This is a genomic window from Pseudomonas gingeri, assembly GCF_013385635.1.
Lineage (GTDB): Bacteria > Pseudomonadota > Gammaproteobacteria > Pseudomonadales > Pseudomonadaceae > Aquipseudomonas > Aquipseudomonas gingeri_A.
In genome coordinates, this window is sequence record NZ_JACAPR010000009.1 from 91,558 (window position 1) to 114,213 (window position 22,656).

Here is a 22,656-nt window from a genome sequence, read left to right on the forward strand (position 1 = left end):
ACGTCCCTTTCCGACGAATGATTCTATGCTGATAGCTACGTGCAGTTGTCAGGGTAGACGCAGTCATGACCCCAAGCCTCCCCGGAAAGCAAAAAGGTGCCGCCGCCATCGAGTTCGCGCTGGTGTTCGTGATTTTTTTCGCGGTGCTCTACGGGCTGGTCAGCTACAGCCTGCCGTTGCTGATGATGCAGTCGTTCAACGCCGCGACGGCTGAAGCGGCACGACAAGCCGTTGCGGTTGATCCGAAGGCCGTCGGCTACCCGGCGCTGGTTCAGACCACGGCCAAGACTGCCGCGCAGCAGAGGCTGGGCTGGATCCCGACGGCCCTGAACTTTCAGGCCGGTGATATCACCACGAACTTTACTCCAGAAGGACTTCTCACCGTAACGGTCAGCTATCCCACCTCAAGGTTGCGTAACGTCCTGCCTTTCCTGGTGCTGCCCGGTATCGGCACCGTACCGACCCTGCCCGACACTCTCACCTCGACCACGAGCATGCAGTTTTGACCTCAGGGGAGAAGCTGTTCGGGCGCTTGCTCGGTCGGGCGGGCGAACCGGCTCCGGTCTTGTTGCCCGAGCCGATCACTTCCTCGGCGGGCTTGCAGATCCAGCTCGATGGCGAGGGGCGCGTGCAGAGCCTCGGCGGTCCCTTGCGCCATGGGCTCGCGGCATTGCCCCAGGGCGGTCCGTACCGGCTGCGCGACCTGCTGGCGCTATCCAGCCGGCTGTCGGTGGAAGGCGTGCCGGCCGATTGGCTCGGGCACAGCCTCGATCTGGATTTCAATGGCTTGGCCGGGCAGGTCGTACAGACGCGCGGCTGGCTCCAGTCGTATCAGGGTGGCTGGCTGTTGCAGGCGCTGGATATCGGCGACCTGCTCAAGCACAACCAGGTTTCGGAAAGCCGCGAACACCTTCAGCATTTCGCCGCACAGATGAGCGAGCAATTGCGCCTGTGCAGCCTGGCGCGCCTGCCGCAGGTACTGGCGGACCAACTGCAGAGCTTCGCCCAGCGCTGGCATATCCCCTGTGTAGCCCTGGCGCTGCTGGATGAGGCGCAGCAACAGTGGCAGATCCACAGTCACTACCGTGGCCACGATGCACCGACGCTCTGGCACAGCGGTCAGGCCCTGGGCACCGGCCTGGACAGCCTCAACGGCATGTCCCCGTTGCGCCTGGGCGTACGCGATGGCCTGAGCGAACACCTGCGCCTGCAGGGGATCATGGGCAATGCCGATGGCTTTCTCGTGCCCTTTCGCGATGACCATGGCGTGGCCGCCTGGTTGCTGTGCGGGTTCTACCCGGTGCAACAACGGGCGCCGGAACTGACGGACCAGGATTGGCTGCAACTGGCGGCGGCCCTCGCCGCACCGTTGCTCAGCCGCTGGCGCCAACAGCGTCATCATCTGCAACTGGAACGCCTGGACGTGTTGCAAGGGTTGCTGGGGACGGGCTGGTGGGAGTGGTCGCCGACCAGGGACGAATTGCAACTGGCGGCGTCATTGGCGATGGGCCTGGGGCTTGGCGAGACGGCCTCGATAGTGTCCATGGACGAATGGCTGGCGCTGATCCATCCCGCCGATCGCCAGGAACTGGCCAGCCGCATGCGTGACTTGCAGCAGGGCAAGGCCATGCTGCTCTGCGTGCGTCTGTACCAGGAAGATCCGGCGGGCGCTGCCCGCTGGTATCGGCTGCAAGGGCAGGCACTGGGGGCCGGTGAAGCGCAGCGTATCGTCGGTTTCATGCTCGATATCAGCGATGTCAAGAACCAGGAACAGGCCGCCGCCGCCGCCCATGCCCGGCTGGACAACCTGATCGCCAGTTCGCCGGCGGTGATCTATGTCCAGCGTTATGTCGAAGGTGCCCTGGTCCCGGTGTTCTTCAGCGACAGCCTGCTGCCGCTGCTGGGCTGGACCCTGGCCGATTGTACCCAGGGCAACCTGGCGCAATGGATTCATCCCGAGGACCGTGATCGTTACTTCGAGCGCACCCGCCAGTTGTTGCGCGAAGGCCATGTCAGTTGTCGTTACCGGATCAAGGACCAGGGCGGCGAGTACCACTGGCTGCTCGATGAAGCACGATTGCTGCGTGACGACCTGGGCTTGCCAGTGGAGGCGGTGGGCTTGTGGATGGATGTCACCGAGGCGACCCAAGCCGCCGAGCGGATCGAGAAAAGCGAGGAGCGCTACCGGATCCTGGTGGAGGATTCGCCGGCGATGATCTGCCGCTACCGCCCGGACCTGACGCTGATTTTCGGCAACAAGCCGCTGGCGACCTATCTGGAGTGCGCGCCCGAGCAACTGCCGGGGGTGAACCTGGGGAGCTGGATGTCGCCGGAGCAACAGGCGGCGTTTGTCCAGCGCCTGGCGCAACTGACGCCCGGACAGCCGGTGAGCACCGCGGAAATCAGTCTGCAACTGCCCGGGCGCGAGCATGCCTGGTGGGTCTGGTCGGACCGTGGCGTATTCGATGAACAGGGGCAACTGCTGGAAGTCCAGGCCGTGGGCCGCGACAACACCGAGGTGCGCCGCTCCCAGCAGCAACTGACCCAGAGCGCGAAAATGGCCACCCTCGGCGAGATGGCCACCGGCCTGGCCCACGAAATCAACCAGCCGCTGAACGTGATGCGCATGGCCATCGTCAACGTGCTCAAGCGCCTGAGCAACGGCGATGTGCAGATCGACTACCTGCAGGACAAGCTCAACCGCATCGACGCCCAGGTCCAGCGCGCGGCGCGGGTGGTCGACCATATGCGGGTGTTCGGCCGGCGTTCGGAAATCGAGGCCGCGCCGTTCAATCCGGCGCAGGCGGTGGAAGGCACGCTGTCGTTGTTGAGCGAGGGGATGAAAGGCAAGGGCGTAGAGTTGCGCGTGCCGCCGATCGAGTTCGAGGTCCAGGTGCGCGGCTTTGTCGATCAACTGGAGCAGGTGCTGATCAACCTGATGGTCAATGCCCGGGATGCGCTGTTGAGCAAACGCGAGAAAAACCGCGACTTCGAACCCTGGATCTCGGTCACGGCCGAACGGGATGAACGGGCCGTGCGGCTGATCGTCGAGGACAACGGCGGCGGCATCGACCCGCGCTTGCTGGAACGCATCTTCGAGCCGTTCTTCACCACCAAGCCGGTGGGCATCGGCACCGGGCTTGGCTTGTCGGTGAGCTATGGCATCGTCGAGAACATGGGCGGACGGATGAGCGTGCGCAATGGCGAGGACGGGGCTCGGTTTTGTGTGGAGTTGCCGGTGGTGTTGACGGACTAGATCACCAGCTCGGCGCGCCCCGGTGGTTTGCAACTGAGGTTGGCGCCGACTTCGACCTTGTTGAGGTTGATGCCGAGATTGGTGAGCAGGCTGTTGAGAACGGGGTCCACTATGGGGGAAAGCACGCCGCCAATCACACTCCCTAGTGTGCCATTGAGATCATTTAGAAGCGTGCCTGCAGTAGCCAGCAACCCGCCCAGTAGATTGGTGCCGGTAGGTTTGTAGACCTGAAATTTGATGCCACTGAGTGTCTGGCTCAAGGCACTGAGGATGCCTTGGGTCGGCACCTGCTGGTACAGCGGTGGTTGCTTGATCTCTGGCGGCTGGATGTATGTATCTGGGTACGCTGCCTGAGGCGTTGCGTTGGTGCTGATTTTTAACCCGATACCACCACCATAAAAAGGCTTGCGGGTTGTTGGGTCACAACTGATCGGGCCCAGTCCGAGCAAAGGGCGAAAGCAGGTGATAGCACCAATATCGATGACAGCCAGTGGATTGACGTCTGTATCGGCTATCGAGCCTGGGGAGTCCAGTGCGCTGGCAGAGATATCACCGGTCTGGACCGTGATCAGGGACGTATTGCTCTCGGTGCTCAGTGTTTTACTTCCATCGCTGGCGCAGGTATAGCCGGTGACTTTGGTTTTGGCACTTGCGATTCCCAGTACGACATCTATTTTCGACGCTGGGGGCGTTGACGACGATGAAAGTATTTTCAGGTCGCTGGTTTGGCAATAGCCACCCAGAATTGCACAAACCAACGAGTTCACCGTGGCTCCCAGGTTAAGACTGAGCAGGTTGTTCAGTACATCGGTCAGAGGCGAAACCAAACCATTGACGGCGGTGTTCACCAGTGGGCTGCTCAGCACGGGCAGGTTCAGTGACAGGGCCATGCGAACTTGGGCTGTATGGACTTCGATGGGGCTGACACCGATGTTGGCGGGGTTGCCAACCGCTGATAGCTGAGGTGGTTCGATGACCTTGATCTTGATGGTGCCGTTTATCAGGCCAGGAATGCCCAGTGGTATGGAGGCGTTGGCAAAATTCTGGGTATTGGCTAACTGTACGAAGGCTTCTACCAGTTGAAACAGACTCAGGGTTGCATCCAGACCGGAGGAGGGTGTTGCTGTTTGCAGCTTGAGTATATCGCCCAACTTGACCTGGTTACTGCCTACCGCGGCCTTGAGATCGGTCAGCCCGCTGACCGCGATACTGGTTGTCGTTCCCCCTGCCGTGAGCACTGTAATTGCCGTATCGATCAGTCGTGTCAGGGATACATTCGTTGCGAGAACTCCCGCGTAGTTTCCTGCGGCCAGGTTCAGATCAATAGCCAACTGATTCATGTAGCTCAGCAGATTGATGTTGGAGTCGACCAGTCCTTGCCAGCCGGCGACACTGAGGTTGAGATTGCCTCCCAGCAACTGCCCGAACAGAAGATTCAACGCCGCTGATTTGCTCGAATCGACCGTGACCAGCGTGCTGCGAATGGTCAGTTGCGCCAGGGGTGGCAGGGGTTTTGGAGAGGCAACGGCGGTTGCCGTCAGTGTGGTATTCAGGTTGGGGGCACCGGAGAACAGTGCGCCTATGCCGGCTGCAATACTGGTGGGCACGGTCCTGGTGGCAACCACCCGGATGGCCTGGGATTTCGTGGCGTCGGCGGAAAAGGTGCGGATATTGTTCGCGCCAGTGACCAGCGTTCCGCAGGTCGTGGTGAGTGTGCGATTGCCGTTGGCCACGACAAAGGCATTGCGGACGGCATTCTGATTGGCATAGCCGGCGGCCGTCAGGTTCGGTGCGACGCAAGTACCTGCCCGGCTCATCGCTTCCAGTGCCGCCGAATCGGCCACCCGTTGCAACGAGCGCTTTTCCAGATACAACCGCCCGCTATCAACCACCACCACCATGCACAGCAACGCCAGCCCCAGGGTCAGGGCGGCCATCAGGCCGATTGCGCCGCGTTGCCTCGACGGGCCGCGCAACGCCATGAGTCGGCGGGGGAAAGACATCGAGCACTCCTTTGCCGGCGCGTGGCCGAGCGCTTACTTTCCTGTACTGCATGGCAGTGTAGTCAAGGCTGAAAGGAGGTGCTGGCGAGTCGTGGGGTTGGCGACTGGTGGAAGGAGGGATGACGGACATTTGTGGCGAGCGGGCTTGCCCGCGCTGGGCTGCGAAGCGGCCCTGAAACCGGCGAACGCGGTGTGTCAGGCGAAACACGGTGATCGGTTTTGCGGCCGCTTCGCAGTCGAGCGCGGGCAAGCCCGCTCGCCACAGGGCCTGCCCGGGCACCACAAGAATTACTACCTGGGCGGATAGTTCGCCATCACCTGGGCCACGGTCTTGTTGATGGCCGCGCTGCGTTCGGCCGGGGTTGGCGTCTCATTGACCACCTGTTCGGCACTGCCGCGCCAGACCAGCTTGCCGTCCTTGCCGTCGAGCAGGTCGACCTGGATCGTCGCGACCTGGTAGTCGACATTACGCGTTTCGCTGTAGCCCGGGCCACCCCAGAAACCGCCGCCACGCCATGGGCCACCCCAGCCGCCGCCGTAGTTGGTACTGATCTGCTGCTGGCGGTTGTCGACGATCAGGTAGGCCTGCACCTTCACATCGGCCTTGCCACCCGCCGGCGCCGGGCGCAAGCCGCGCTGGTCGAGCTGTTCACTGACCGCCTGGCGAATGCGCTGCTCGGTCAGGTCACTCTTGATCCGTGGATCGTCCGGTCGATATTGCAGGGCGGGTTCTTTCCAGCTCCAGCTGCGATAAGCCGCGAAATCGCGGCTGGCGTCGAAGTCATGGTTGACCTGGGTGGTTTCGCAGGCACTGAGCAGCACAGCGAAAGCGACTAAAGCGAGACGGCGGAACATGATTTTTCTCCGGTTGCCTGGCGAGTTGTCTAGCTGGGTGGATACGCAGCCAGGGCTTTCTGCACCGCCGCGCGCAAGGCATCCGCGCGTTCGAGCTGGTTGCCCTGGTTACTGGTTTCGGCGCTGGCGCTCCAGACCGGCTGGCCGGTCGCGGCGTCGAACAGGCTGATGCGCGCCACGAGCACCTGGACTTCATAGGTACGCACGATCGGCACGCTGTTATACATACCGTAGCGGTTTCCGTACGGACCACCACCATAGGCGCCGGCATAGCCGTAGTCTTCCTGGACCTGGCGCAGGCGTTTTTCCATGTGCACATCGGCGCTGACCCGCAGGTCCGCCGGGGTACCGTCGCGACGTGGCCGCAAACCCTGCTCGTCGAGGGCGTTGCCGACCATCTCGGCCAGTTGCGCCGAGTCCGCCCAGGTCGTGCCGGCGGGCAGCCGGTCATTGAGCCAGGCCCAGGTACGATAGCGGCCATAGTCGCGGGCCGGTGCCGGGTAGGCACTCAGGTCCAGGGCTCCGGCTGCTTGCGGTGGCGCCGGCGGGATCGGTCGCGAGTCGGCGGTATATGGGTTCGGGCTCGAACAGGCGGCCAGCCCCAGGCACAGTGTCAACACAACAAAACGGCGATTCATTGCATCCTCCGCATTACACCGGACGGCAGATCCAGTGCAGGTAACGCCCAAGCCCGGCAAAGCTTGGGTGACGACGATGGGCCAACTCCATTTCCAGCAGGTCGATCAACTCGGCACGGGTCTGGAACTCGACCGGCATATAGTCATGGAAGACCCGCACGCCACTCTGGGCTTCGACGGCCCACAGACCTTCGAGCTGCGCCGCCAGCTCCCGCGGATCAAGCGGTTGCTGCGGGGTCAGGCTCTGCTTTTCGCCGGCCATGTCGTTCTTGCGCATCTTGCGGAAATGGCCCTTGAGCAGATTCCGATAGATCAGCGCATCGCGGTTGTAGAAGGCCAGGGACAACCAGCCCTCGGGCCGCGTCAATTGGTGCAGCACCGGCAGAATCGCATGGGGTTCGGCCAGCCATTCCAGTACTGCGTGGCACAGCACCAGGTCATAGGGCTCGGTGAGTTGCCCGAGCAGGTCCTGCCACGGCGCCTGGATAAAGGTCGCCGGCTGTCCCGCCTCGGCGAAGCGCTGGCGTGCGCCTTCGAGCATCGGTTCGGCGGGTTCGGCGAGGGTCACCTGGTGACCGCGCTCGGCCAGCCACAACGACATGTGGCCCAGTCCGGCACCGATGTCCAGTACCCGCAACGGCCGGTCCGGCAGGGCTTCGGCGAGGTCGGCCTGGAGCACCGCGAGACGGATCGCACCCTTGGCGCCACCGTAGATCTTTTCCGCGAAACGGGTCGCCAGTTGATCGAAATGACGGTCGCTCATTGGGCAAACCGCCGCTCGCTGTCGGCCAGCTTGGCCCGCACCACTTCGTTCATGTCCAGTCCCAGTTCGCTGCACAGCAACAGGAGATAGAGGACGATATCTCCGACCTCCTGCCCGGCATGGGCAAGCTTCTGCGCGGGCAACTGGCGCGACTGATCCTCCGTCAGCCACTGGAAGATCTCCACCAGCTCGGCCATTTCCACGCTGGCGGCCATCGCCAGGTTTTTCGGGCTGTGGAATTGTTTCCAGTCGTTGCTATCGCGGATGCCGTGCAGGCGTTGGGTCAGTTCGTCGAGGTTCATGCGCAGTGTTCTCCTTCAAGGCGACTAGCTTCCGGCGGATGAGAACGGGAAGCAAGGGCCTTGCTACAGGGAGAACACTGCGCGCGGATGAAATATTCATCACGGTCAGCAAGCTGTCAGCTTGGCGGTACCGCCTCAGCCGATGGGATGCCAGTTGCCGGTCATGTGCTCCAGCTCTGCGGCGCCGGTCAGGCGCAGGTTCCCGCTCGATCCGGGCGCGCTGGCATACAGCAGCACTTCGTTGGGCAGGCGCACCGGCTTGCGGAAGGTTACGTCGATTTCGATGTTCGCCGCCGGCAGGTGATTGCCCAGGGCCGCCAGCGTGCGTGCCTTGTTCCACAGGCCATGGGCGATGGCCTGGGGGAAGCCGAACAGCCTGGCACTGAGGGCGCTCAGGTGGATCGGGTTGTAGTCGCCGGAAACCCTGGCGTACTGGCGGCCGATATCGGCCGGGCATTGCCAGCGGGTCAACTCGGCCAGTTCGGCAGGTGGCGGTTCGGTTTCTGCAAGCGCTTGACCCTCCAGCTTGACCCCGCGGCAGAGCATGCGGCTCTCGGCTTCCCAGAGCGGCCCCAGGGCATCGTCGACCTGAGTCAGCAGGTCGAACGTCGCGCCCTTGGCGTGGGGTTGCAGGTTCTGCACCTGGACGCCGACCCGCAGGCTGGTGACGCCACCCAGTGGGCGCAGGATGCGGATACGGTTGCTCAGGTGCACCAGGCCCATCAGCGGGAAGGGAAAGTCCTTGGCGGTGAGCAGTTGCAATTGCAGGGGAAACGCCAGCACATGGGGATAGGTCGCCGGCATCAGGCCGGTATCGGCAAAACCACAGACCTTGCGGTAGGCCGCCAGGCGCTTGGTGTCGACGGTGACCCAGCAGCACAGGCCCTCGGCCGGCAACTGCGTGCCGGTGATCTTGCGCCGCCGGGCGGCCCGCACATACAACCCCGGCAGCCCGGGGGCAATGGTCAGGTACTGCCAATTCACTTGCATGTTCAGGCCCCCAATACACTTTGTCCGCAGACCCTCAAGGCTTGACCGCTGAGCGCTCCCGAGCCCGGTTGGGCGAGCCAGGCCACCGCCTCGGCGACGTCCTGCGGCAGGCCGCCCTGGCCCAGGGAACTCATGCGCCGTCCGGCTTCGCGCAGGGCGAAGGGGATATGCGCGGTCATCTGTGTCTCGATAAAACCGGGAGCCACGGCATTGATGCTGATACCACGCTCGCGCAACAGCGGCGCCCAGGCCTGGGCCAGGCCGATCAGTCCGGCCTTGCTCGCGGCGTAGTTGGTCTGGCCGCGATTGCCGGCGATGCCGCTGATGGAGGCCAGCAGGATCACCCGACCGGCGTCGTGCAGGGTAGCGCTGTCGAGCAGGGCACGGGTCAGCACCTGCGGGGCATTGAGGTTGACGGCCAGCACCGCATCCCAGAACTCCGGCGTCATGTTCGCCAGGGTCTTGTCGCGGGTGATGCCGGCGTTGTGCACGAGAATATCGAGGCCATCCGGCAGTTGCTCGACCAACTGCGCGGCAGCATCTTCGGCACAGATGTCCAGGGCAATGCTGCGGGCGCCGAGGCGGGCGGCCAGGGCATCGAGATCGGCCTTGGCCGGCGGCACATCCAGCAGGATGATCTCGGCACCGTCGCGGGCCAGGGTTTCGGCAATCGCCGCGCCGATGCCCCGTGCCGCGCCGGTGACCAGCGCCTTGCGCCCGGCGAGCGGGCGGCTCCAGTCCTGGACGTGGCTGGCGCAGGCCTCGAGGTGCAGCACCTGGCCGCTGACATAGGCGCTTTTCGGCGACAGAAAGAAACGCAGCGCGCCTTCGAGCTGGTCCTCGGCGTCAGCGTCGACCCGCAACAACTGCAGGGTGCCGCCGTTGCGCAACTCCTTGGCCAGCGAGCGACTGAAGCCTTCCAGGGCACGCTGTGCACTGGCGGCGAACGGATCGCGCAGGCTTTGCGGGGCGCGGCCGAGAATCACTACATGGGCGCAGGACTCCAGGTTTCTGAGCAACGGCTGGAAGAATTCGCGCAACTGCTTGAGCTGGTCGGTCTGCGCAATGGCGCTGGCATCGAATACCAGGGCCTTGAGTTTCGGGCCGTGGCCGGGAATCCACGCGGTGCATCCCGGCACCTCGCTGCCGTAGCTGTAGACGGCATCGGTCAGTCTCAGGGCGAAGGCGCCGACTTTCGCCGCCAGCGGTCCGCCGCCCAGCAGCAAGGCGCCTTCGACCGGCCGCAGGCGTCCGGCCTGCCAGCGTTCCAGGCGTGTCGGTGCGGGCAGGCCAAGGGCTCCCACCAGGCGTTGACCGATTGTCGAGTTGGCGAAGTCGATATAACGGTCAGACATGGAACGCTCTCCGGCGGCAGGGGTTCAAAGGTTGACCGCAAAGGACGGTGACTGGTTCGTTTTGCAGGAAAAGGCCTACTCTTTTAGCGGCAATATCACTCAGATAATAGGGGGCTTTTTATGAATACGTTGCGCCGTGTTGCCATTATCGGGGGTAACCGCATCCCGTTCGCCCGCTCCAACGGCCCTTATGCCACCGCGAGCAACCAAGCGATGTTGACGGCGGCGCTGGAGGGCCTGATCGAACGTTTCAATCTGCATGGCCTGCGCCTCGGGGAAGTGGCGGCGGGGGCGGTGCTCAAGCATTCGCGGGATTTCAACCTGACCCGCGAGTGCGTGCTGGGTTCGCGGTTGTCGCCGCAGACCCCGGCCTATGACATTCAGCAGGCCTGCGGCACCGGGCTGGAAGCCGCCCTGCTGGTGGCGAACAAGATTGCCCTGGGCCAGATCGAGTGCGGCATCGCCGGTGGTGTCGACACCACGTCCGATGCACCGATCGGGGTCAACGAAGGCCTTCGACAGATTCTGTTGCAAATCAATCGAAGCAAAAGCACCGGCGAGAAGCTCAAGGCGCTGCTGCAGCTACGCCCGCATCACCTGAAACCGGAGCTGCCGCGCAACGGCGAGCCGCGTACCGGACTGTCCATGGGGCAACACTGCGAGTTGATGGCGCAGACCTGGAGCATCCCACGCGGCGAGCAGGATCAACTGGCCCTGGAGAGTCACCAGAAGATGGCCGCCGCTTATGCCGAGGGCTGGCATGACGACCTGCTCACGCCCTTTCTCGGCCTGACCCGTGACAACAACCTGCGTGCGGACCTGACCCTGGAAAAGCTCGCGGCCCTAAAGCCGGTGTTCGAGCGCAGCGCCAAGGGCACGCTGACGGCGGGCAACTCCACGCCGCTGACCGATGGCGCCTCGCTGGTGCTGCTGGGCAGTGAGGAATGGGCCAAGGCGCGCGGGCTGCCGATCCTGGCCTACCTGCGTGATGGCGAAGCGGCGGCGGTGGATTTCGTCAAGGGGGCAGAAGGCCTGCTGATGGCGCCGGCCTATGCGGTGCCGCGTCTGCTGGCGCGCAACAACCTGACGCTGCAGGACTTCGACTACTACGAGATCCACGAGGCCTTCGCCGCCCAGGTCCTGTGTACCCTGAAAGCCTGGGAGGACCCCGAGTACTGCAAGACGCGCCTGGGCCTCGATGCGCCGCTGGGCTCGATCGACCGCAGCAGGCTCAACGTCAAGGGCAGCTCCCTGGCGGCCGGGCATCCGTTTGCCGCCACTGGCGGTCGGATCGTCGCGAGCCTGGCGAAGCTGCTCGACACGGCCGGGCAGGGGCGCGGCCTGATTTCGATCTGTGCCGCCGGCGGCCAGGGGGTGACGGCGATTATCGAGCGCTGAGGCCCGCGGGATTTCTGAATGGAAACTCTTGGGGGAATGGGCCTGCGTGGAAGGGGGGGCTTATGTGGGGGGCTTGTCGGATCGTCGCCCCGCCCCGAAGCTTTTAGCGTGGCCACTGGCCTCTTCGGGGGCAAGCCCCCTCCCACATAAGCCCCTCTCCCACAAGGTGTGCAATGAGCATTGTCTTATACCGGGCTCTGGCCTAAGGTCGAATTCGCCAGCCATCCCGCGACACAAGGTTGATCCATGCCGACTAACGGACAACGTGGCCCCGAAAGACAGATTCCCGTGCTGTCGGCCCTGCCGCGCCCGCTGTATGCCCGTGCCGAAAGCCTGAATGCCGGCTCGTGGACGCCGCGTCATCGCCATGACTGGGTGCAGTTTTCCTATGCCATCAGCGGTGTGCTCGGGGTGCATACCTCCGAAGGCAGTTTCTTTGCTCCGCCGCAGTGGGGCGTGTGGATTCCGGCCGGTCTGGAGCATGAGGTGGTGACGTCGATGCAGGCGGAAATGCGCAGCCTGTATGTGCGTCGCGAGGATTGCCCGTGGGCGGCGCAGCGCTGTCGGGTGCTGGAGGTGACGCCGCTGGCGCGGGAGCTGATCAAGAGCTTCTGCCTGCTGCCGGCGGATTACCCGCAGGAGGGCAGCGCCCAGGCGCGGCTGGTGCAAGTGTTGCTGGATCAGTTGGCGAGTCTGCCGGAGGTCGGTTTTTCCCTGCCGTTGCCACGCCATCCGCGGTTGCTGGGATTGTGCAACGAGTTGATCGAAAGCCCGGAGCAGGGCGTGACCTTGAGCGAGTGGGCGGTGCGCCTGGGCATGTCCGAGAAGACCCTGATGCGCCTGTTCCAGCGCGAGACCGGCCTGAGCTTTCGCGGCTGGCGCCAGCGCATGCGCCTGCTGTCGTCGCTCAGTGCGCTGGAAGAGGGCGACAGCGTCACCCGCGCGGCGCTGTCCTGCGGCTATGACTCCACCTCGGCTTATATCGCGGCCTTCAAGGGGCTGTTCGGCTATACGCCGGGAGAGTTGTTCCGCTAGCGAGCACTGCTGGTTCTGTGGTTTCGATCGTTCCCAGGCTCCGCGTGGGAATGCCGCACTGGGTGCACCGCGTCCGCTCTTGGCGGTGACGCAGAGCGTCACGGGATGCACTCCCACGTGGAGCGTGGGAGTGCTCCGTGAATGGGCTCAGGTCCGGAAGCGTTTCACCAGGCCATCCAGCTCGTTGGACAACCCCGCCAGGCTCTGGGAATCGAGCCGTGCCGAGTTCGCCAGCTCCGCCACCAACTGCGCATCGCCATGGATCTGGCTGATGTGCCGGTTGATGTCTTCGGCTACCTGATGCTGTTCTTCCGCCGCCGTGGCGATCTGGGTGTTCATGTCGCGGATCACGTCCACCGACTCACGGATCTGCCCGAAGCTGGTACGCGCCAGGCCGATACGGGTCACCGACTGTTGCGAGACTTCCAGGCTGGCATGCATCTGCTGCGCGACCTGGCTGGTACGTTTGGCCAGGTTACCCAGCAGCCCGTCGATTTCCGCCGTGGAGTCCGCCGTGCGTTTGGCCAGGGCCCGCACTTCGTCGGCCACCACCGCAAAGCCACGGCCCTGTTCCCCGGCGCGGGCGGCCTCGATGGCGGCGTTCAGCGCCAGCAGGTTGGTCTGCTCGGCGATGGAGCGGATCGTACCGAGGATCGACTGGATATTGTTGCTGTCACTCTCCAGTTGCTGCATCGACTGGGCCGACTGCTCGATTTCCTGGCTCAACTGATCGACGCTGCTCACCGCCGCGTCGATCTGCTGCTGGCCTTCGCGGGCCTGGCGCTGGCCGCTGTCGGCGGACTCGGCGGCCTGGCTGCAGGAGCGCGCGACTTCGTTGGCGGTGGCGACCATTTCGTGGAACGCCGTGGACACCATGTCCACCGCTTCGCGCTGACGCCCGGCGGCGTCGGCCATGTCGCCCGAAACCCGGGTGGAGTTGCGTGACGAGTCGAGGATCTTGTTCGCTGACAGGCCGATATGCTGGATCAGGCTGCGGATCGCTGCCAGGAACTGGTTGAACCAACTCGCCAGTTGCGCGGTTTCATCGCTGCCGCGGATCTGCAGGTTCTGGGTCAGGTCGCCGTTGCCCTGGGCAATGCCTTCCAGGCCACTGGAGACGCTGCGGATCGGTCGCACGATCAGGCTGGCGAAACTGGCGCCGACGAGGGCGAAGATCACCGCGAGCACGGCGGCGATGATTGCGATCAGCCAGGTCAACTGGTTGGCCGTGCCCATGACTTCGCTTTGCTTGACCAGGCCGATAAAGGTCCAGCCCAGTTGTTCCGAAGGCCAGATATTGGCCATGTAGTGCTCGCCGTTGATCTCGACTTCCACCAGGCCCTTGCCGGCCTTGGCCAGTTCGGCATAGCCGCTGCCGAGGCTGTCCAGGGCCTTGAAGTTGTGTTCCGGCTGCTTGGGGTCGACCAGGACGGTGCCGCTGTTTTCCATCAGCATCAGGTAGCCGCTTTCACCGAGCTTGATCTGCTTGACGATTTCGGTGAGCTGCTTGAGCGTCACGTCGACGCCCACGACACCACCCTGGGCGCCCAGCTTGTTTTCCACGGTACGCACGGTGCCGATCATGACGGCATCATCGGGAGCCCAGTAGTAGGCGGTCGTACGCAGGGTCTTGCCCGGATTGGCCTGGGCGGTCTTGTACCAGGGGCGTACGCGCGGGTCGTAGTTGGTCATCTTCGGGTCGACCGGCGTACTGACGTAGCCACCGTTGGCGAGGCCGTAGGAAACGTAGGAATAGGCCGGGTGAGACGCGGTCATGCCGGTCAACAGCTCAAGTATTTGTTTGTCCTGGTCGTTGAGGGCGATTTGCGCGGCATCCGCGCCCATGTAGCTCTTGACGGCGCCATCGGAGTTTTTCACCAGCGGTTGTTTCGTCAGGTATTCGACGTTCTGGCTGACCCCTTCGAAGAACAGCTGCATGGCATTGCTGACCTGGCGGATCTCCCGGCCGCTGCCGTCGACAAAGCTGCTGCGCGCTTCGCTGCGCAGGTTCAGTACCACCAGGGTGGCGACCAGCACCACCGGCAAACAGGCGACGATTGCAAACGCCCAGGTCAGTTTCTGCTTGATGTTCATCCGCGCTCCAGATTCTTCCAGATTTTTTTCTTGTGGGCCCACGACGTAGCGATGGCGCGCGAAGCTGGGCTGCTGTGCAAGTCTTGCGGTGTTGAAAATCCGTTTCGCGGGCGGTGTGCTGATTGTCCGACAAAAGCTCCTCTGTCCCTGAGCGCTTCGGCTCGGGCAGGAAAAAATTGAGGCCGTCTGGCGAAAAATCCTGTTTTTACCGAGTATTCGACGACTGGCAATTGTCGCAAATGACAGGCCATTTGCTTGTTAATGGCCGGGTGAGGGTCAGCTATTATCCTTGGGGCTCGTGGATTTGCCGGGGTAATCTGGCACATTGAGTGCATTGGAGAACATTCGAGGTCGGCATCTTCCTTCCTGCTGTGAGAGGATGGCCGTATAACGAGTGACATTCGCGTGTTTGGTAATAAAGGACCCACAATAAAAGCTGATGAAGACTCCAAAACGCATTGAACCCCTGATCGAGGACGGTCTGGTCGACGAGGTGCTGCGCCCACTCATGAGTGGCAAAGAAGCAGCTGTTTACGTGGTGCGCTGTGGCAACGAGCTGCGTTGCGCCAAGGTTTACAAGGAGGCGAATAAACGAAGTTTTCGTCAGGCGGCCGAGTATCAGGAAGGCCGCAAGGTGCGTAACAGTCGTCAGGCCCGCGCGATGGCCAAGGGCTCCAAGTTCGGCCGCAAGGAAACCGAGGACGCCTGGCAGAACGCCGAGGTGGCGGCCCTGTTCCGTCTGGCCAGTGCCGGCGTACGGGTGCCCAAGCCGTTTGACTTCCTCGAAGGCGTGCTGTTGATGGAACTGGTGGCGGACGAGTACGGCGATGCCGCGCCGCGTCTCAATGACGTGGTGCTGGAACCGGACCAGGCGCGCGAGTACCACGCGTTCCTGATTTCGCAGATCGTGCTGATGCTGTGTACCGGTCTGGTGCACGGTGACCTGTCGGAGTTCAATGTGCTGCTGACACCGGATGGTCCGGTGATCATCGACTTGCCCCAGGCGGTGGACGCGGCGGGCAACAACCACGCGTTCAGCATGCTCGAGCGTGATGTCGGCAACATGGCCTCCTACTTCGGCCGCTTTGCCCCGGAGCTCAAGCGCACCCGCTACGCCAAGGAAATGTGGGCCCTGTTCGAAGCCGGTACCTTGCATCCGGCCAGCGTGCTGACCGGCGAGTTCGACGATCCGGAAGAGTTGGCGGATGTCGGCGGCGTGCTGCGCGAGATCGAAGCGGCGCGCTTCGACGAGGAACGCCGCCAGGCGATCCGTTCGGCTGACGATGCGCCTCCGGGCAAACTCGCCGAAGAGCCGCCTCCGCCCTGGATGCAGCACTGATCGCTGACGACTGATCGTTCCCACGCTCTGCGTGGGAACGCCTCATTGGACGCTCCGCGTCCGCTGTTGTGACGCGGAGCGTCACGGGCTGCATGCCCACGCAGAGCGTGGGAATGATCATCAACCGATGGTCTTCTCGCAACAGCTCCCCGACGCCAGGTCCTTGAGGATCGGGCAGTCCGGGCGATGATCGCCCTGGCAGTGCTCCACCAGGTCCTGCAGGGTATCGCGCAGCCCGGCGAGTTCGCTGATCTTGCGGTTCAACTCGTCGATATGTTGCCGGGCCAAGGCCTTCACGTCGGCGCTGGCGCGCTGGCGATCCTGCCAGAGCATCAGCAGCTTGCCGACTTCCTCCAGGGAAAACCCCAGGTCCCGCGAGCGCTTGATAAACGCCAGGGTGTGCAACTCGTCCACGCCGTACAGGCGGTAGCCGCTGTCCGTGCGCGTGGCTGCCTTGAGCAGGCCGATGGATTCGTAGTAACGAATCATCTTTGCGCTCAACCCGCTTTGGCGGGCCGCTTGGCCGATGTTCATGGGTTCTCCTTCAGTCGAGGTCTTCGGGTTTCCAGGTCTTGAGCAGCAAGGCATTGCTGACCACGCTGACGCTGGACAGGGCCATGGCCGCCCCCGCCAGCACCGGGTTGAGCAGGCCGAAGGCGGCCAGCGGGATACCGATCAGGTTATAGACGAATGCCCAGAACAGATTCTGCCGGATCTTCGCATAGGTCTTGCGGCTGATTTCCAGCGCCGCGGGCACCAGCCGTGGATCGCCGCGCATCAGGGTAATGCCGGCGGCATGCATGGCGACATCGGTGCCGCCGCCCATGGCGATGCCGATATCCGCGGCGGCCAGGGCCGGGGCGTCGTTGATGCCGTCACCGACCATGGCCACGACAGCACTCTTCTTCAGTTCGCTGACGGTGGCGGCCTTGTCCGCCGGCAGCACTTCGGCGTGCACATCGCTGATGCCCAGCGCCTCGGCTACCACCCGGGCGCTGCCGCGATTGTCGCCGGTCAGCAGGTGGCTGCTGATCTGTCGCGCCTGCAACTGCTCGATGGCTTGCCGGGCACCGGGCTTGAGGGTGTCGCCGAAGGTAAACAAGGCCAACACCCGCAGTTGCGGACTCTGCTCGATCAGCCAGGACAAGGTGCGGCCTTCGGCTTCCCAGGCGCTCGCCGTTTCCTCCAGGGCGCCGGCTGCCAGGCCGCTTTCGTCCAGCATGCGCCGGTTGCCCAGGGCCAGGGCACGGTCGTCGAGCTCGCCGGCGATGCCGCGTCCGGTCAATGAGCGGCTGTTGCGGATATCCGCGACCGCCAGGCCACGTTCGGCGCAGGCATCGAGCACCGCCTTGGCCAACGGGTGTTCGCTGCCGCGCTGCAGGGCACCGGCCAGTTGCAGGGCGAGGGCTTCGTCACCGTCCACGGCGCTGAGATGGGCAATGCGCGGAGTACCGGAGGTCAGGGTGCCGGTCTTGTCGAAGACCACGGCGCTGACTTCATGGGCGCGCTCAAGGGCTTCGGCATCCTTGATCAGGATGCCGTGGCGCGCGGCGACGCCGGTACCGGCCATGATCGCGGTCGGAGTGGCGAGGCCCAGGGCACAAGGGCAGGCGATCACCAGCACCGCCACGGCGTTGATCAACGCGGTTTCCAGCGGCGCACCGTGCAGCCACCAGCCGATCAGCGTCGCCAGGGCCAGCAGCAGTACGCTCGGCACGAATACCTGGCTGACCTTATCCACCAGCTTCTGGATCGGCGCCTTGGCGGCCTGGGCGTCTTCCACCAGGCGGATGATCCGCGCGAGCACGGTTTCCGCTCCCAACGCCTGGGTTCTGACCAACAACCGGCCTTCGCCGTTGATGGCGCCGCCGGTGACCTTGTCCCCCGGTTGTTTCGGCACCGGCAGGCTTTCGCCGCTGATCAGGGCTTCGTCGGCATGACTCTGGCCCTCGACTACTTCACCGTCCACGGGAAAACGCTCGCCGGGCTTGACCAGTACCAGGTCGTCGAGCCGCAAGGCGCTGATGGCGACGTCCTGTTCGCGGCCGTCGATCACCTGGATCGCCCGTTCCGGACGCAAGGCTTCCAGGGCGCGGATGGCGCTGGCGGTCTGGCGCTTGGCGCGGCTTTCGAGGTATTTGCCCAGTAGCACCAGGGCGATCACCACCGCCGAGGCCTCGAAATACAGATGGGGCATATGACCGTGGCCGGCGTTGGCCCATTGGTAGAGGCTCAGGCCATAACCGGCGCTGGTGCCGAGGGCGACCAGCAGGTCCATATTGCCGGCACCGGCCTTGACCGCCTTCCACGCAGCGACATAGAAACGTGCGCCGAAGATGAATTGCACCGGCGTCGCCAGGGCGAACTGCAGCCAGGCCGGCAGCATCCAGTCGTAGCCCAATGGCTGGGCAAGCATCGGCAGTACCAGCGGTAGCGCCAGGGCAATCGCCAGCAGCAGCGACCAGCGTTCGCGGCTCAGGCGTTGCTGTTGCGCCTGGGCCGTGGCCGCTTCGCTCTGGCGCAGGGTGGCGGAATAACCGGCGGCGCTGACGGCGGCGATCAGCAGCGCGGGGTCGACCTGGCCGAGCAATTCGAGGTGCGCCCGTTCATTGGCGAGGTTGACGCTGACGCTGCGAACCCCGGCGACCTTGCCCAGGGCCCGCTCGACACGACCGGCGCAGGACGCGCAGGTCATGCCGCCGATGCTCAGTTCCAGGCTCTGGCTGGGCACCTTGTAGCCGGCCTGTTCGACGGCCTGCAGCAGTGCCGGCAAGCTATCGGCGGGGGCCTGGACGCGGGCCTGTTCGGTGGCGAGATTGACGCTGACCGCGCTGGTCCCCGTCACTTTGCGCAAGGCGCGTTCGACCCGGCCTGCGCAACTGGCGCAGGTCATGCCGGCGATCGGCAGGTCGAAGAGGGTGGATTCGAGCATGGGCGATACTCCTGGAGAAGTTGCCCACAGGATCAACCTTGCCACCTTGGCAAGGTCAAGCCTCTCTTTTGCGGATGGCCCGGCTTACTGGTAACCCAGCGGTACTTGCTTGAGGCGCATGCCATTCGGTCCGGCGACGATGGCGAATTTGCGCACGTCGCCGCCCTTGAGGTTGATCAGTTGCTGCGGGGCCGCAAGCATGCTCGCGGCGCAGCCCGGCGCCTGGCCCGGCAGGGTTTTCAGGCGCACGGAAATATCGCCGGGTGGCAGGTTGAAGGAGGTCGCCTGTTCCTGGAACAGTCGGGCCGACAATTGATCCTGCAGGTAGACGCCGATTTCACACGGGGTCGAGACCTCCAGGCGCTCACGGGAGATGATCAGCACCCCGTAGTTTTCTCCGGCGGCGCTGGCAAAGGGTGTTGCACCGAAAAGGCTGAGAAGGCCGAACAGGCTGAAAACTGACCAGCGCATGGCTGAATCTCCTACGGTTGGATCGTCGATGATGAAGCTTGGCGCAGGGGCGAGCGAAATGCCAGCCCGGCAGCTTCACGAGGAACTTGACCTTGCCACGATGGCAAGCTTGAGACTGCTCCCAACCTCAATACAGGAGAAGTGTCATGCAAATCTTCAAGGTCCAGGGCATGTCGTGCGGTCACTGCGTCAAGGCCATTACCCAGGCCGTGCAGGCCAGGGATCCGGCGGCCAGCGTGCAGGTGGACCTCGGCGCGAAGGAAATCGGTGTGCAGAGCGGGCTGACGGCCGACGAAATCATCAGCGTGATCAGCGATGAAGGCTACCAGGTGAAGCTGGCGAGCTGACTCCGGTCATTGATCGTTCCCACGCTCCACGTGGTAATGCATTCCAAAACTACTGATCGTTCCCACGCTCCGCATGGGAATGCATTCCAAAACTACCGATCGTTCCCACGCTCCGCGTGGGAATGCAGCCGTGACGCTCCGCGTCACAGAATCATGCCAGGTAGTTATTTAGTTAGCGACCTATCGGAATGTTCAAGGCATCCTCGCGCAGTTAGACTAGGCGGCTGCACGCACTGCTACCGGATGCCTGATGAACTTACGAATAATCCTGATCCTCGGCGCCCTGAGCGCCTTCGCACCGCTGGCCATCGATTTCTACCTGCCGGGTTTCCCGTCGATGGCCATTGCCTTCGGTACCGATGAGAAGCATATCCAGCTGACGCTGGCGGTGTACTTCCTCGGACTGTCCATCGGGCAACTGGTCTATGGTCCGTTGGCGGATCGCTTCGGTCGGCGGGGGCCGTTGCTGGTCGGGGTTTTCCTGTTCACCGTGGCGTCCCTGGCCTGTGCCTTCGCGCCGAACCTGGAATGGCTGATCGCCGCGCGTTTCCTGCAGGCGCTGGGTGGTTGCGCGGGGGCGGTGATTTCCCGGGCGGTGGTCAGCGACAAGTGTGATGCCGTCGGTTCGGCCAAGGTCTTTTCACAGTTGATGCTGGTGACCGGCCTGGCGCCGATCCTGGCACCGATGCTCGGTGGCGTGCTGGTCAATCTCTATGGCTGGCAGTCGATCTTTATCGTGCTGACGCTGTTCAGTGCATTGTCCGCCGTCGCCGTGACCCTCGGCCTGCCGGAAAGCCTGCCGGCCAACCAGCCGCGGCCACCGTTGTCGGGGGCGCTGCGCCAGTACGCCAGCCTGCTGTCGGACCGGGTGTTCTTCGGTCATGCCCTGACCGGCGGGATCGCCATTGCCGGGATGTTTGCCTACATCGCCGGTTCGCCCTTCGTCTTCATCAAGTTGTACGGGGTCCCGGCCGAGCACTACGGCTGGTTGTTCGGCAGCAATGCGGCGGGGTTTATCCTGGTGGCGCAGGTCAATGCACGCCTGCTGGGCAAGCATGGCCCTGCCTTTCTGCTGGCACGTGCGGTCTGGGTCTATCTGGCGGCGGGACTCACGCTGCTGGGCATCAGCACCTTGCACACGGCGCAACTCTGGCCGCTGCTGATTCCGCTGTTCATCTGTATTTCCAGCCTGGGTTGCATCATTCCCAATGCGGCGGCATGCGCCATGCGCGGCCAGGGGGCACGGGCCGGCAGTGCTTCGGCGATGTTCGGTTGCCTGCAGTTCAGCGTCGCCGCGGGTGCGGCGTCGCTGGTCGGGCTGTTGCATGACGGCAGCGCCAAGCCGATGGCGCTGGTGATCGGCCTGTGTGGGGTACTGGCGGTGACGGTTGCCATGGGGACTCGTCGTCTGGAGAACGCACGAGTCGCTTAGCGTCAGGCTCTCTGTGAAAACGGCCCGCGGCGATCAGCCGACGGCTTGCCGTTGCTGTTCGGGAAAGGAATGGGGGGCATGCAGACGTGCTTGCAGCGTGCTGACAAAGGCACGGGCTTCGATTTCGCTGCGGAAAGTCACCGCATGCTGATCGAGCCGGACCTGCCATTGGCTGCCGTGGGATTTTGCTAACTCTTTCACAAGGATCTTCATGGCTGACTTCCTTTGGTTGGCAAAGGCGGCCATTGTAATCCTGAATACGTTCGCCGGGATGACGGGGATCAAGGATCTGACTGACGGTATTTCCGCTTGTTTTGTAGGTCTTGGATGACCTGGGAGAATGGCGTACGGTCTTCTGGTTTGCCCGCGAAAAACGACGACAGGCACCTCATTGTGGGAGTGGGCTTGCCCCCGAAAGCATTCCTCCAGGCACATCCAGCCGCATTGATTCAGCGCCAGGCTTGCGACCTCTACGGTACGTTGGTTCTCCAACTATTCGGGAGTGTCATGGATGACCACCTATTATCGGTCCCACCGCTTGCGTACTGGTCGCTATTCAGAACCGGGAAGGATCTACCTGCTCACTGCCATAACGCTGGACCGTGAACCCGTGTTCGAAGATTTCTACCTGGCTCGCCAGCTCGCTCGTTGTCTCAGGCAGGCACAGGATGAAGGGTTGGCAAGCTCCCTGGCTTGGGTAGTAATGCCCGATCACTTGCATTGGTTGGTGGAGTTGCACGAGGTCACACTCGATGAGTTGATGCGCAAGACCAAATCTCGTGCTGCTCGGGTCATCAATCATCAGGCCGGTCGTATGGGGCCTTTGTGGCAAAGTGGGTTTCATGACAGGGCGATACGCCGGGAAGAGGATTTACTGGCTATTACCCGTTACATCGTCGCCAACCCGCTAAGGGCGGGGCTGGTTGAGCGGGTTGGTGATTACCCGCTTTGGGACGCTATCTGGCTTTAGTCCTGTGGTGAGTTCGAAGCACTTGTGGGAGGGTTGTCCTGGATATTGCGGGTGCCTGAGGCCTCTGTGGGAGGGGGCTTGCCCCCGAAGCTTTTGGTGGCCTGAGGGCCTCTTCGCGGGCAAGCCCGCTCCTACACTGTTCGGGTTGTCCTGGATATTGCGGGCGCCTGAGGCCTCTGTGGGAGGGGGCTTGCCCCCGAAGCTTTTGGTGGCCTTGAGGGCCTCTTCGCGGGCAAGCCCGCTCCTACACTGTTCGGGTTGTCCCGGGTATTGCGGGTGCCTGAGGCCTCTGTGGGAGGGGGCTTGCCCCCGAAGCTTTTGGTGGCCTTGAGGGCCTCTTCGCGGGCAAGCCCGCTCCTACAATGTTCGGGTTGTCCTGGATATTGCGGGCGCCTGAAGCCTCCGTGGGAGGGGGCTTGCCCCCGAAGCTTTTGGTGGCCTGAGGGCCTCTTCGCGGGCAAGCTGAACTGGTCAAG

At 63.5% G+C, this 22,656-nt stretch carries 20 protein-coding genes and 1 pseudogene; 8 read left to right on the plus strand and 13 right to left on the minus strand.

What is annotated here, in order from left to right:
* The first annotated feature begins 65 nt into the window (after positions 1-65).
* Both HX851_RS38545 and HX851_RS38550 read left to right on the plus strand, forming a co-directional pair.
* A complete protein-coding gene (locus HX851_RS38545) occupies positions 66-506 on the plus strand; it encodes a TadE family protein (RefSeq protein ID WP_177064617.1) in 441 nt (146 codons plus the stop codon).
* Positions 503-3,256 carry a PAS domain-containing sensor histidine kinase gene (locus tag HX851_RS38550; protein ID WP_177064618.1) on the plus strand — a complete coding sequence of 918 codons (2,754 nt, stop codon included), beginning with the start codon at positions 503-505 and terminating at the stop codon, positions 3,254-3,256. Before HX851_RS38545 ends, HX851_RS38550 begins: the two co-directional genes overlap by 4 nt.
* On the opposite strand, the gene HX851_RS38555 is transcribed toward HX851_RS38550, so the two are convergent.
* The 7 genes from HX851_RS38555 to HX851_RS38585 form a co-directional block, all read right to left on the minus strand.
* On the minus strand, positions 3,253-5,259 hold the full coding sequence (locus HX851_RS38555) for a pilus assembly protein TadG-related protein (protein WP_177064620.1): 2,007 nt from the start codon (positions 5,257-5,259) through the stop codon (positions 3,253-3,255). The two genes, HX851_RS38550 and HX851_RS38555, sit on opposite strands and share 4 nt — an antisense overlap.
* A gap of 291 nt (positions 5,260-5,550) precedes the next feature.
* A complete protein-coding gene (locus HX851_RS38560) occupies positions 5,551-6,114 on the minus strand; it encodes a DUF4136 domain-containing protein (RefSeq protein WP_177064623.1) in 564 nt (187 codons plus the stop codon).
* Between the two features lie 29 nt (positions 6,115-6,143).
* Positions 6,144-6,752 (minus strand): DUF4136 domain-containing protein, encoded by a 609-nt coding sequence (locus HX851_RS38565; protein ID WP_177062567.1) that lies wholly within the window; start codon positions 6,750-6,752, stop codon positions 6,144-6,146.
* 13 nt (positions 6,753-6,765) lie between these two features.
* The gene (locus HX851_RS38570; protein ID WP_177062566.1) at positions 6,766-7,515 is read right to left on the minus strand and encodes a methyltransferase domain-containing protein; all 750 of its coding nucleotides are present in this window, start codon (positions 7,513-7,515) and stop codon (positions 6,766-6,768) included.
* The gene (locus tag HX851_RS38575) at positions 7,512-7,817 is read right to left on the minus strand and encodes a MazG-like family protein (protein WP_177062565.1); all 306 of its coding nucleotides are present in this window, start codon (positions 7,815-7,817) and stop codon (positions 7,512-7,514) included. The genes HX851_RS38570 and HX851_RS38575 overlap by 4 nt, the downstream gene beginning before the upstream one ends.
* Positions 7,818-7,952: 135 nt before the next feature.
* On the minus strand, positions 7,953-8,807 hold the full coding sequence (locus HX851_RS38580; protein ID WP_177062563.1) for a MaoC family dehydratase: 855 nt from the start codon (positions 8,805-8,807) through the stop codon (positions 7,953-7,955).
* A 2-nt stretch (positions 8,808-8,809) separates the two neighbouring features.
* On the minus strand, positions 8,810-10,162 hold the full coding sequence (locus HX851_RS38585; protein WP_177064625.1) for a 3-oxoacyl-ACP reductase: 1,353 nt from the start codon (positions 10,160-10,162) through the stop codon (positions 8,810-8,812).
* Between the two features lie 120 nt (positions 10,163-10,282).
* Here HX851_RS38585 and HX851_RS38590 point away from each other — a divergent pair, with 120 nt between their 5' ends.
* Together HX851_RS38590 and HX851_RS38595 are read left to right on the plus strand one after the other, a co-directional pair.
* Positions 10,283-11,560, plus strand: a complete 1,278-nt coding sequence (locus HX851_RS38590; RefSeq protein ID WP_177062559.1) for an acetyl-CoA C-acetyltransferase — start codon at positions 10,283-10,285, stop codon at positions 11,558-11,560.
* Positions 11,561-11,806: 246 nt separating this feature from the next.
* Positions 11,807-12,595, plus strand: coding sequence for an AraC family transcriptional regulator (locus tag HX851_RS38595; protein WP_177062558.1), 789 nt, complete (start codon positions 11,807-11,809; stop codon positions 12,593-12,595).
* Positions 12,596-12,742: 147 nt separating this feature from the next.
* Here the strand turns inward: HX851_RS38595 and HX851_RS45405 are convergent, their stop codons facing one another.
* Positions 12,743-13,510 carry a methyl-accepting chemotaxis protein gene (locus tag HX851_RS45405; protein ID WP_370590545.1) on the minus strand — a complete coding sequence of 256 codons (768 nt, stop codon included), beginning with the start codon at positions 13,508-13,510 and terminating at the stop codon, positions 12,743-12,745.
* Positions 13,511-13,600: 90 nt separating this feature from the next.
* Positions 13,601-14,689, minus strand: a pseudogene (locus HX851_RS45410) (cache domain-containing sensor histidine kinase); the annotation flags it as partial.
* Positions 14,690-15,128: 439 nt separating this feature from the next.
* Between HX851_RS45410 and HX851_RS38605 the strand changes: the two are divergent.
* Positions 15,129-16,028 carry a PA4780 family RIO1-like protein kinase gene (locus tag HX851_RS38605; protein WP_177062556.1) on the plus strand — a complete coding sequence of 300 codons (900 nt, stop codon included), beginning with the start codon at positions 15,129-15,131 and terminating at the stop codon, positions 16,026-16,028.
* A 120-nt stretch (positions 16,029-16,148) separates the two neighbouring features.
* Here the strand turns inward: HX851_RS38605 and cueR are convergent, their stop codons facing one another.
* The 3 genes from cueR to HX851_RS38620 all read right to left on the minus strand — a co-directional run bounded on the left by cueR (position 16,149) and on the right by HX851_RS38620 (position 19,431).
* Positions 16,149-16,562 (minus strand): Cu(I)-responsive transcriptional regulator, encoded by a 414-nt coding sequence (gene cueR / locus HX851_RS38610; RefSeq protein WP_177062555.1) that lies wholly within the window; start codon positions 16,560-16,562, stop codon positions 16,149-16,151.
* A 10-nt stretch (positions 16,563-16,572) separates the two neighbouring features.
* Positions 16,573-18,960: a heavy metal translocating P-type ATPase gene (locus tag HX851_RS38615; RefSeq protein ID WP_177064627.1), complete on the minus strand. Its 2,388-nt coding sequence runs from the start codon at positions 18,958-18,960 to the stop codon at positions 16,573-16,575.
* Positions 18,961-19,044: 84 nt separating this feature from the next.
* Complete coding sequence (locus HX851_RS38620; protein ID WP_177062553.1) at positions 19,045-19,431, minus strand: hypothetical protein; 387 nt, start codon at positions 19,429-19,431, stop codon at positions 19,045-19,047.
* 146 nt (positions 19,432-19,577) lie between these two features.
* On the opposite strand from HX851_RS38620, the gene HX851_RS38625 reads away from it, so the two are divergent.
* Positions 19,578-19,778 carry a heavy-metal-associated domain-containing protein gene (locus tag HX851_RS38625; RefSeq protein ID WP_177064629.1) on the plus strand — a complete coding sequence of 67 codons (201 nt, stop codon included), beginning with the start codon at positions 19,578-19,580 and terminating at the stop codon, positions 19,776-19,778.
* Positions 19,779-20,028: 250 nt separating this feature from the next.
* Positions 20,029-21,210, plus strand: a complete 1,182-nt coding sequence (locus tag HX851_RS38630) for a multidrug effflux MFS transporter (protein ID WP_177062551.1) — start codon at positions 20,029-20,031, stop codon at positions 21,208-21,210.
* A 33-nt stretch (positions 21,211-21,243) separates the two neighbouring features.
* Here the strand turns inward: HX851_RS38630 and HX851_RS38635 are convergent, their stop codons facing one another.
* The gene (locus HX851_RS38635) at positions 21,244-21,423 is read right to left on the minus strand and encodes a hypothetical protein (protein WP_177062549.1); all 180 of its coding nucleotides are present in this window, start codon (positions 21,421-21,423) and stop codon (positions 21,244-21,246) included.
* Positions 21,424-21,721: 298 nt separating this feature from the next.
* Between HX851_RS38635 and HX851_RS38640 the strand changes: the two genes are divergently transcribed.
* Positions 21,722-22,180: an REP-associated tyrosine transposase gene (locus tag HX851_RS38640; RefSeq protein WP_177064631.1), complete on the plus strand. Its 459-nt coding sequence runs from the start codon at positions 21,722-21,724 to the stop codon at positions 22,178-22,180.
* Positions 22,181-22,656 lie beyond the last annotated feature (476 nt).

Excerpts from the sequence above, each read along its gene's own strand:
- HX851_RS38545 (WP_177064617.1), top strand. The coding sequence starts at position 66 with ATGACCCCAAGCCTCCCCGGAAAGCAAAAAGGTGCCGCCGCCATCGAG.
- HX851_RS38555 (WP_177064620.1), bottom strand. The coding sequence starts at position 5,259 with ATGTCTTTCCCCCGCCGACTCATGGCGTTGCGCGGCCCGTCGAGGCAA.
- HX851_RS38560 (WP_177064623.1), bottom strand. The coding sequence starts at position 6,114 with ATGTTCCGCCGTCTCGCTTTAGTCGCTTTCGCTGTGCTGCTCAGTGCC.
- HX851_RS38565 (WP_177062567.1), bottom strand. The coding sequence starts at position 6,752 with ATGAATCGCCGTTTTGTTGTGTTGACACTGTGCCTGGGGCTGGCCGCC.
- HX851_RS38570 (WP_177062566.1), bottom strand. The coding sequence starts at position 7,515 with ATGAGCGACCGTCATTTCGATCAACTGGCGACCCGTTTCGCGGAAAAG.
- HX851_RS38575 (WP_177062565.1), bottom strand. The coding sequence starts at position 7,817 with ATGAACCTCGACGAACTGACCCAACGCCTGCACGGCATCCGCGATAGC.
- HX851_RS38580 (WP_177062563.1), bottom strand. The coding sequence starts at position 8,807 with ATGCAAGTGAATTGGCAGTACCTGACCATTGCCCCCGGGCTGCCGGGG.
- HX851_RS38585 (WP_177064625.1), bottom strand. The coding sequence starts at position 10,162 with ATGTCTGACCGTTATATCGACTTCGCCAACTCGACAATCGGTCAACGC.
- HX851_RS38590 (WP_177062559.1), top strand. The coding sequence starts at position 10,283 with ATGAATACGTTGCGCCGTGTTGCCATTATCGGGGGTAACCGCATCCCG.
- HX851_RS38595 (WP_177062558.1), top strand. The coding sequence starts at position 11,807 with ATGCCGACTAACGGACAACGTGGCCCCGAAAGACAGATTCCCGTGCTG.
- HX851_RS45405 (WP_370590545.1), bottom strand. The coding sequence starts at position 13,510 with ATGGCCGACGCCGCCGGGCGTCAGCGCGAAGCGGTGGACATGGTGTCC.
- HX851_RS38605 (WP_177062556.1), top strand. The coding sequence starts at position 15,129 with ATGAAGACTCCAAAACGCATTGAACCCCTGATCGAGGACGGTCTGGTC.
- cueR (WP_177062555.1), bottom strand. The coding sequence starts at position 16,562 with ATGAACATCGGCCAAGCGGCCCGCCAAAGCGGGTTGAGCGCAAAGATG.
- HX851_RS38615 (WP_177064627.1), bottom strand. The coding sequence starts at position 18,960 with ATGCTCGAATCCACCCTCTTCGACCTGCCGATCGCCGGCATGACCTGC.
- HX851_RS38620 (WP_177062553.1), bottom strand. The coding sequence starts at position 19,431 with ATGCGCTGGTCAGTTTTCAGCCTGTTCGGCCTTCTCAGCCTTTTCGGT.
- HX851_RS38625 (WP_177064629.1), top strand. The coding sequence starts at position 19,578 with ATGCAAATCTTCAAGGTCCAGGGCATGTCGTGCGGTCACTGCGTCAAG.
- HX851_RS38630 (WP_177062551.1), top strand. The coding sequence starts at position 20,029 with ATGAACTTACGAATAATCCTGATCCTCGGCGCCCTGAGCGCCTTCGCA.
- HX851_RS38635 (WP_177062549.1), bottom strand. The coding sequence starts at position 21,423 with ATGAAGATCCTTGTGAAAGAGTTAGCAAAATCCCACGGCAGCCAATGG.
- HX851_RS38640 (WP_177064631.1), top strand. The coding sequence starts at position 21,722 with ATGACCACCTATTATCGGTCCCACCGCTTGCGTACTGGTCGCTATTCA.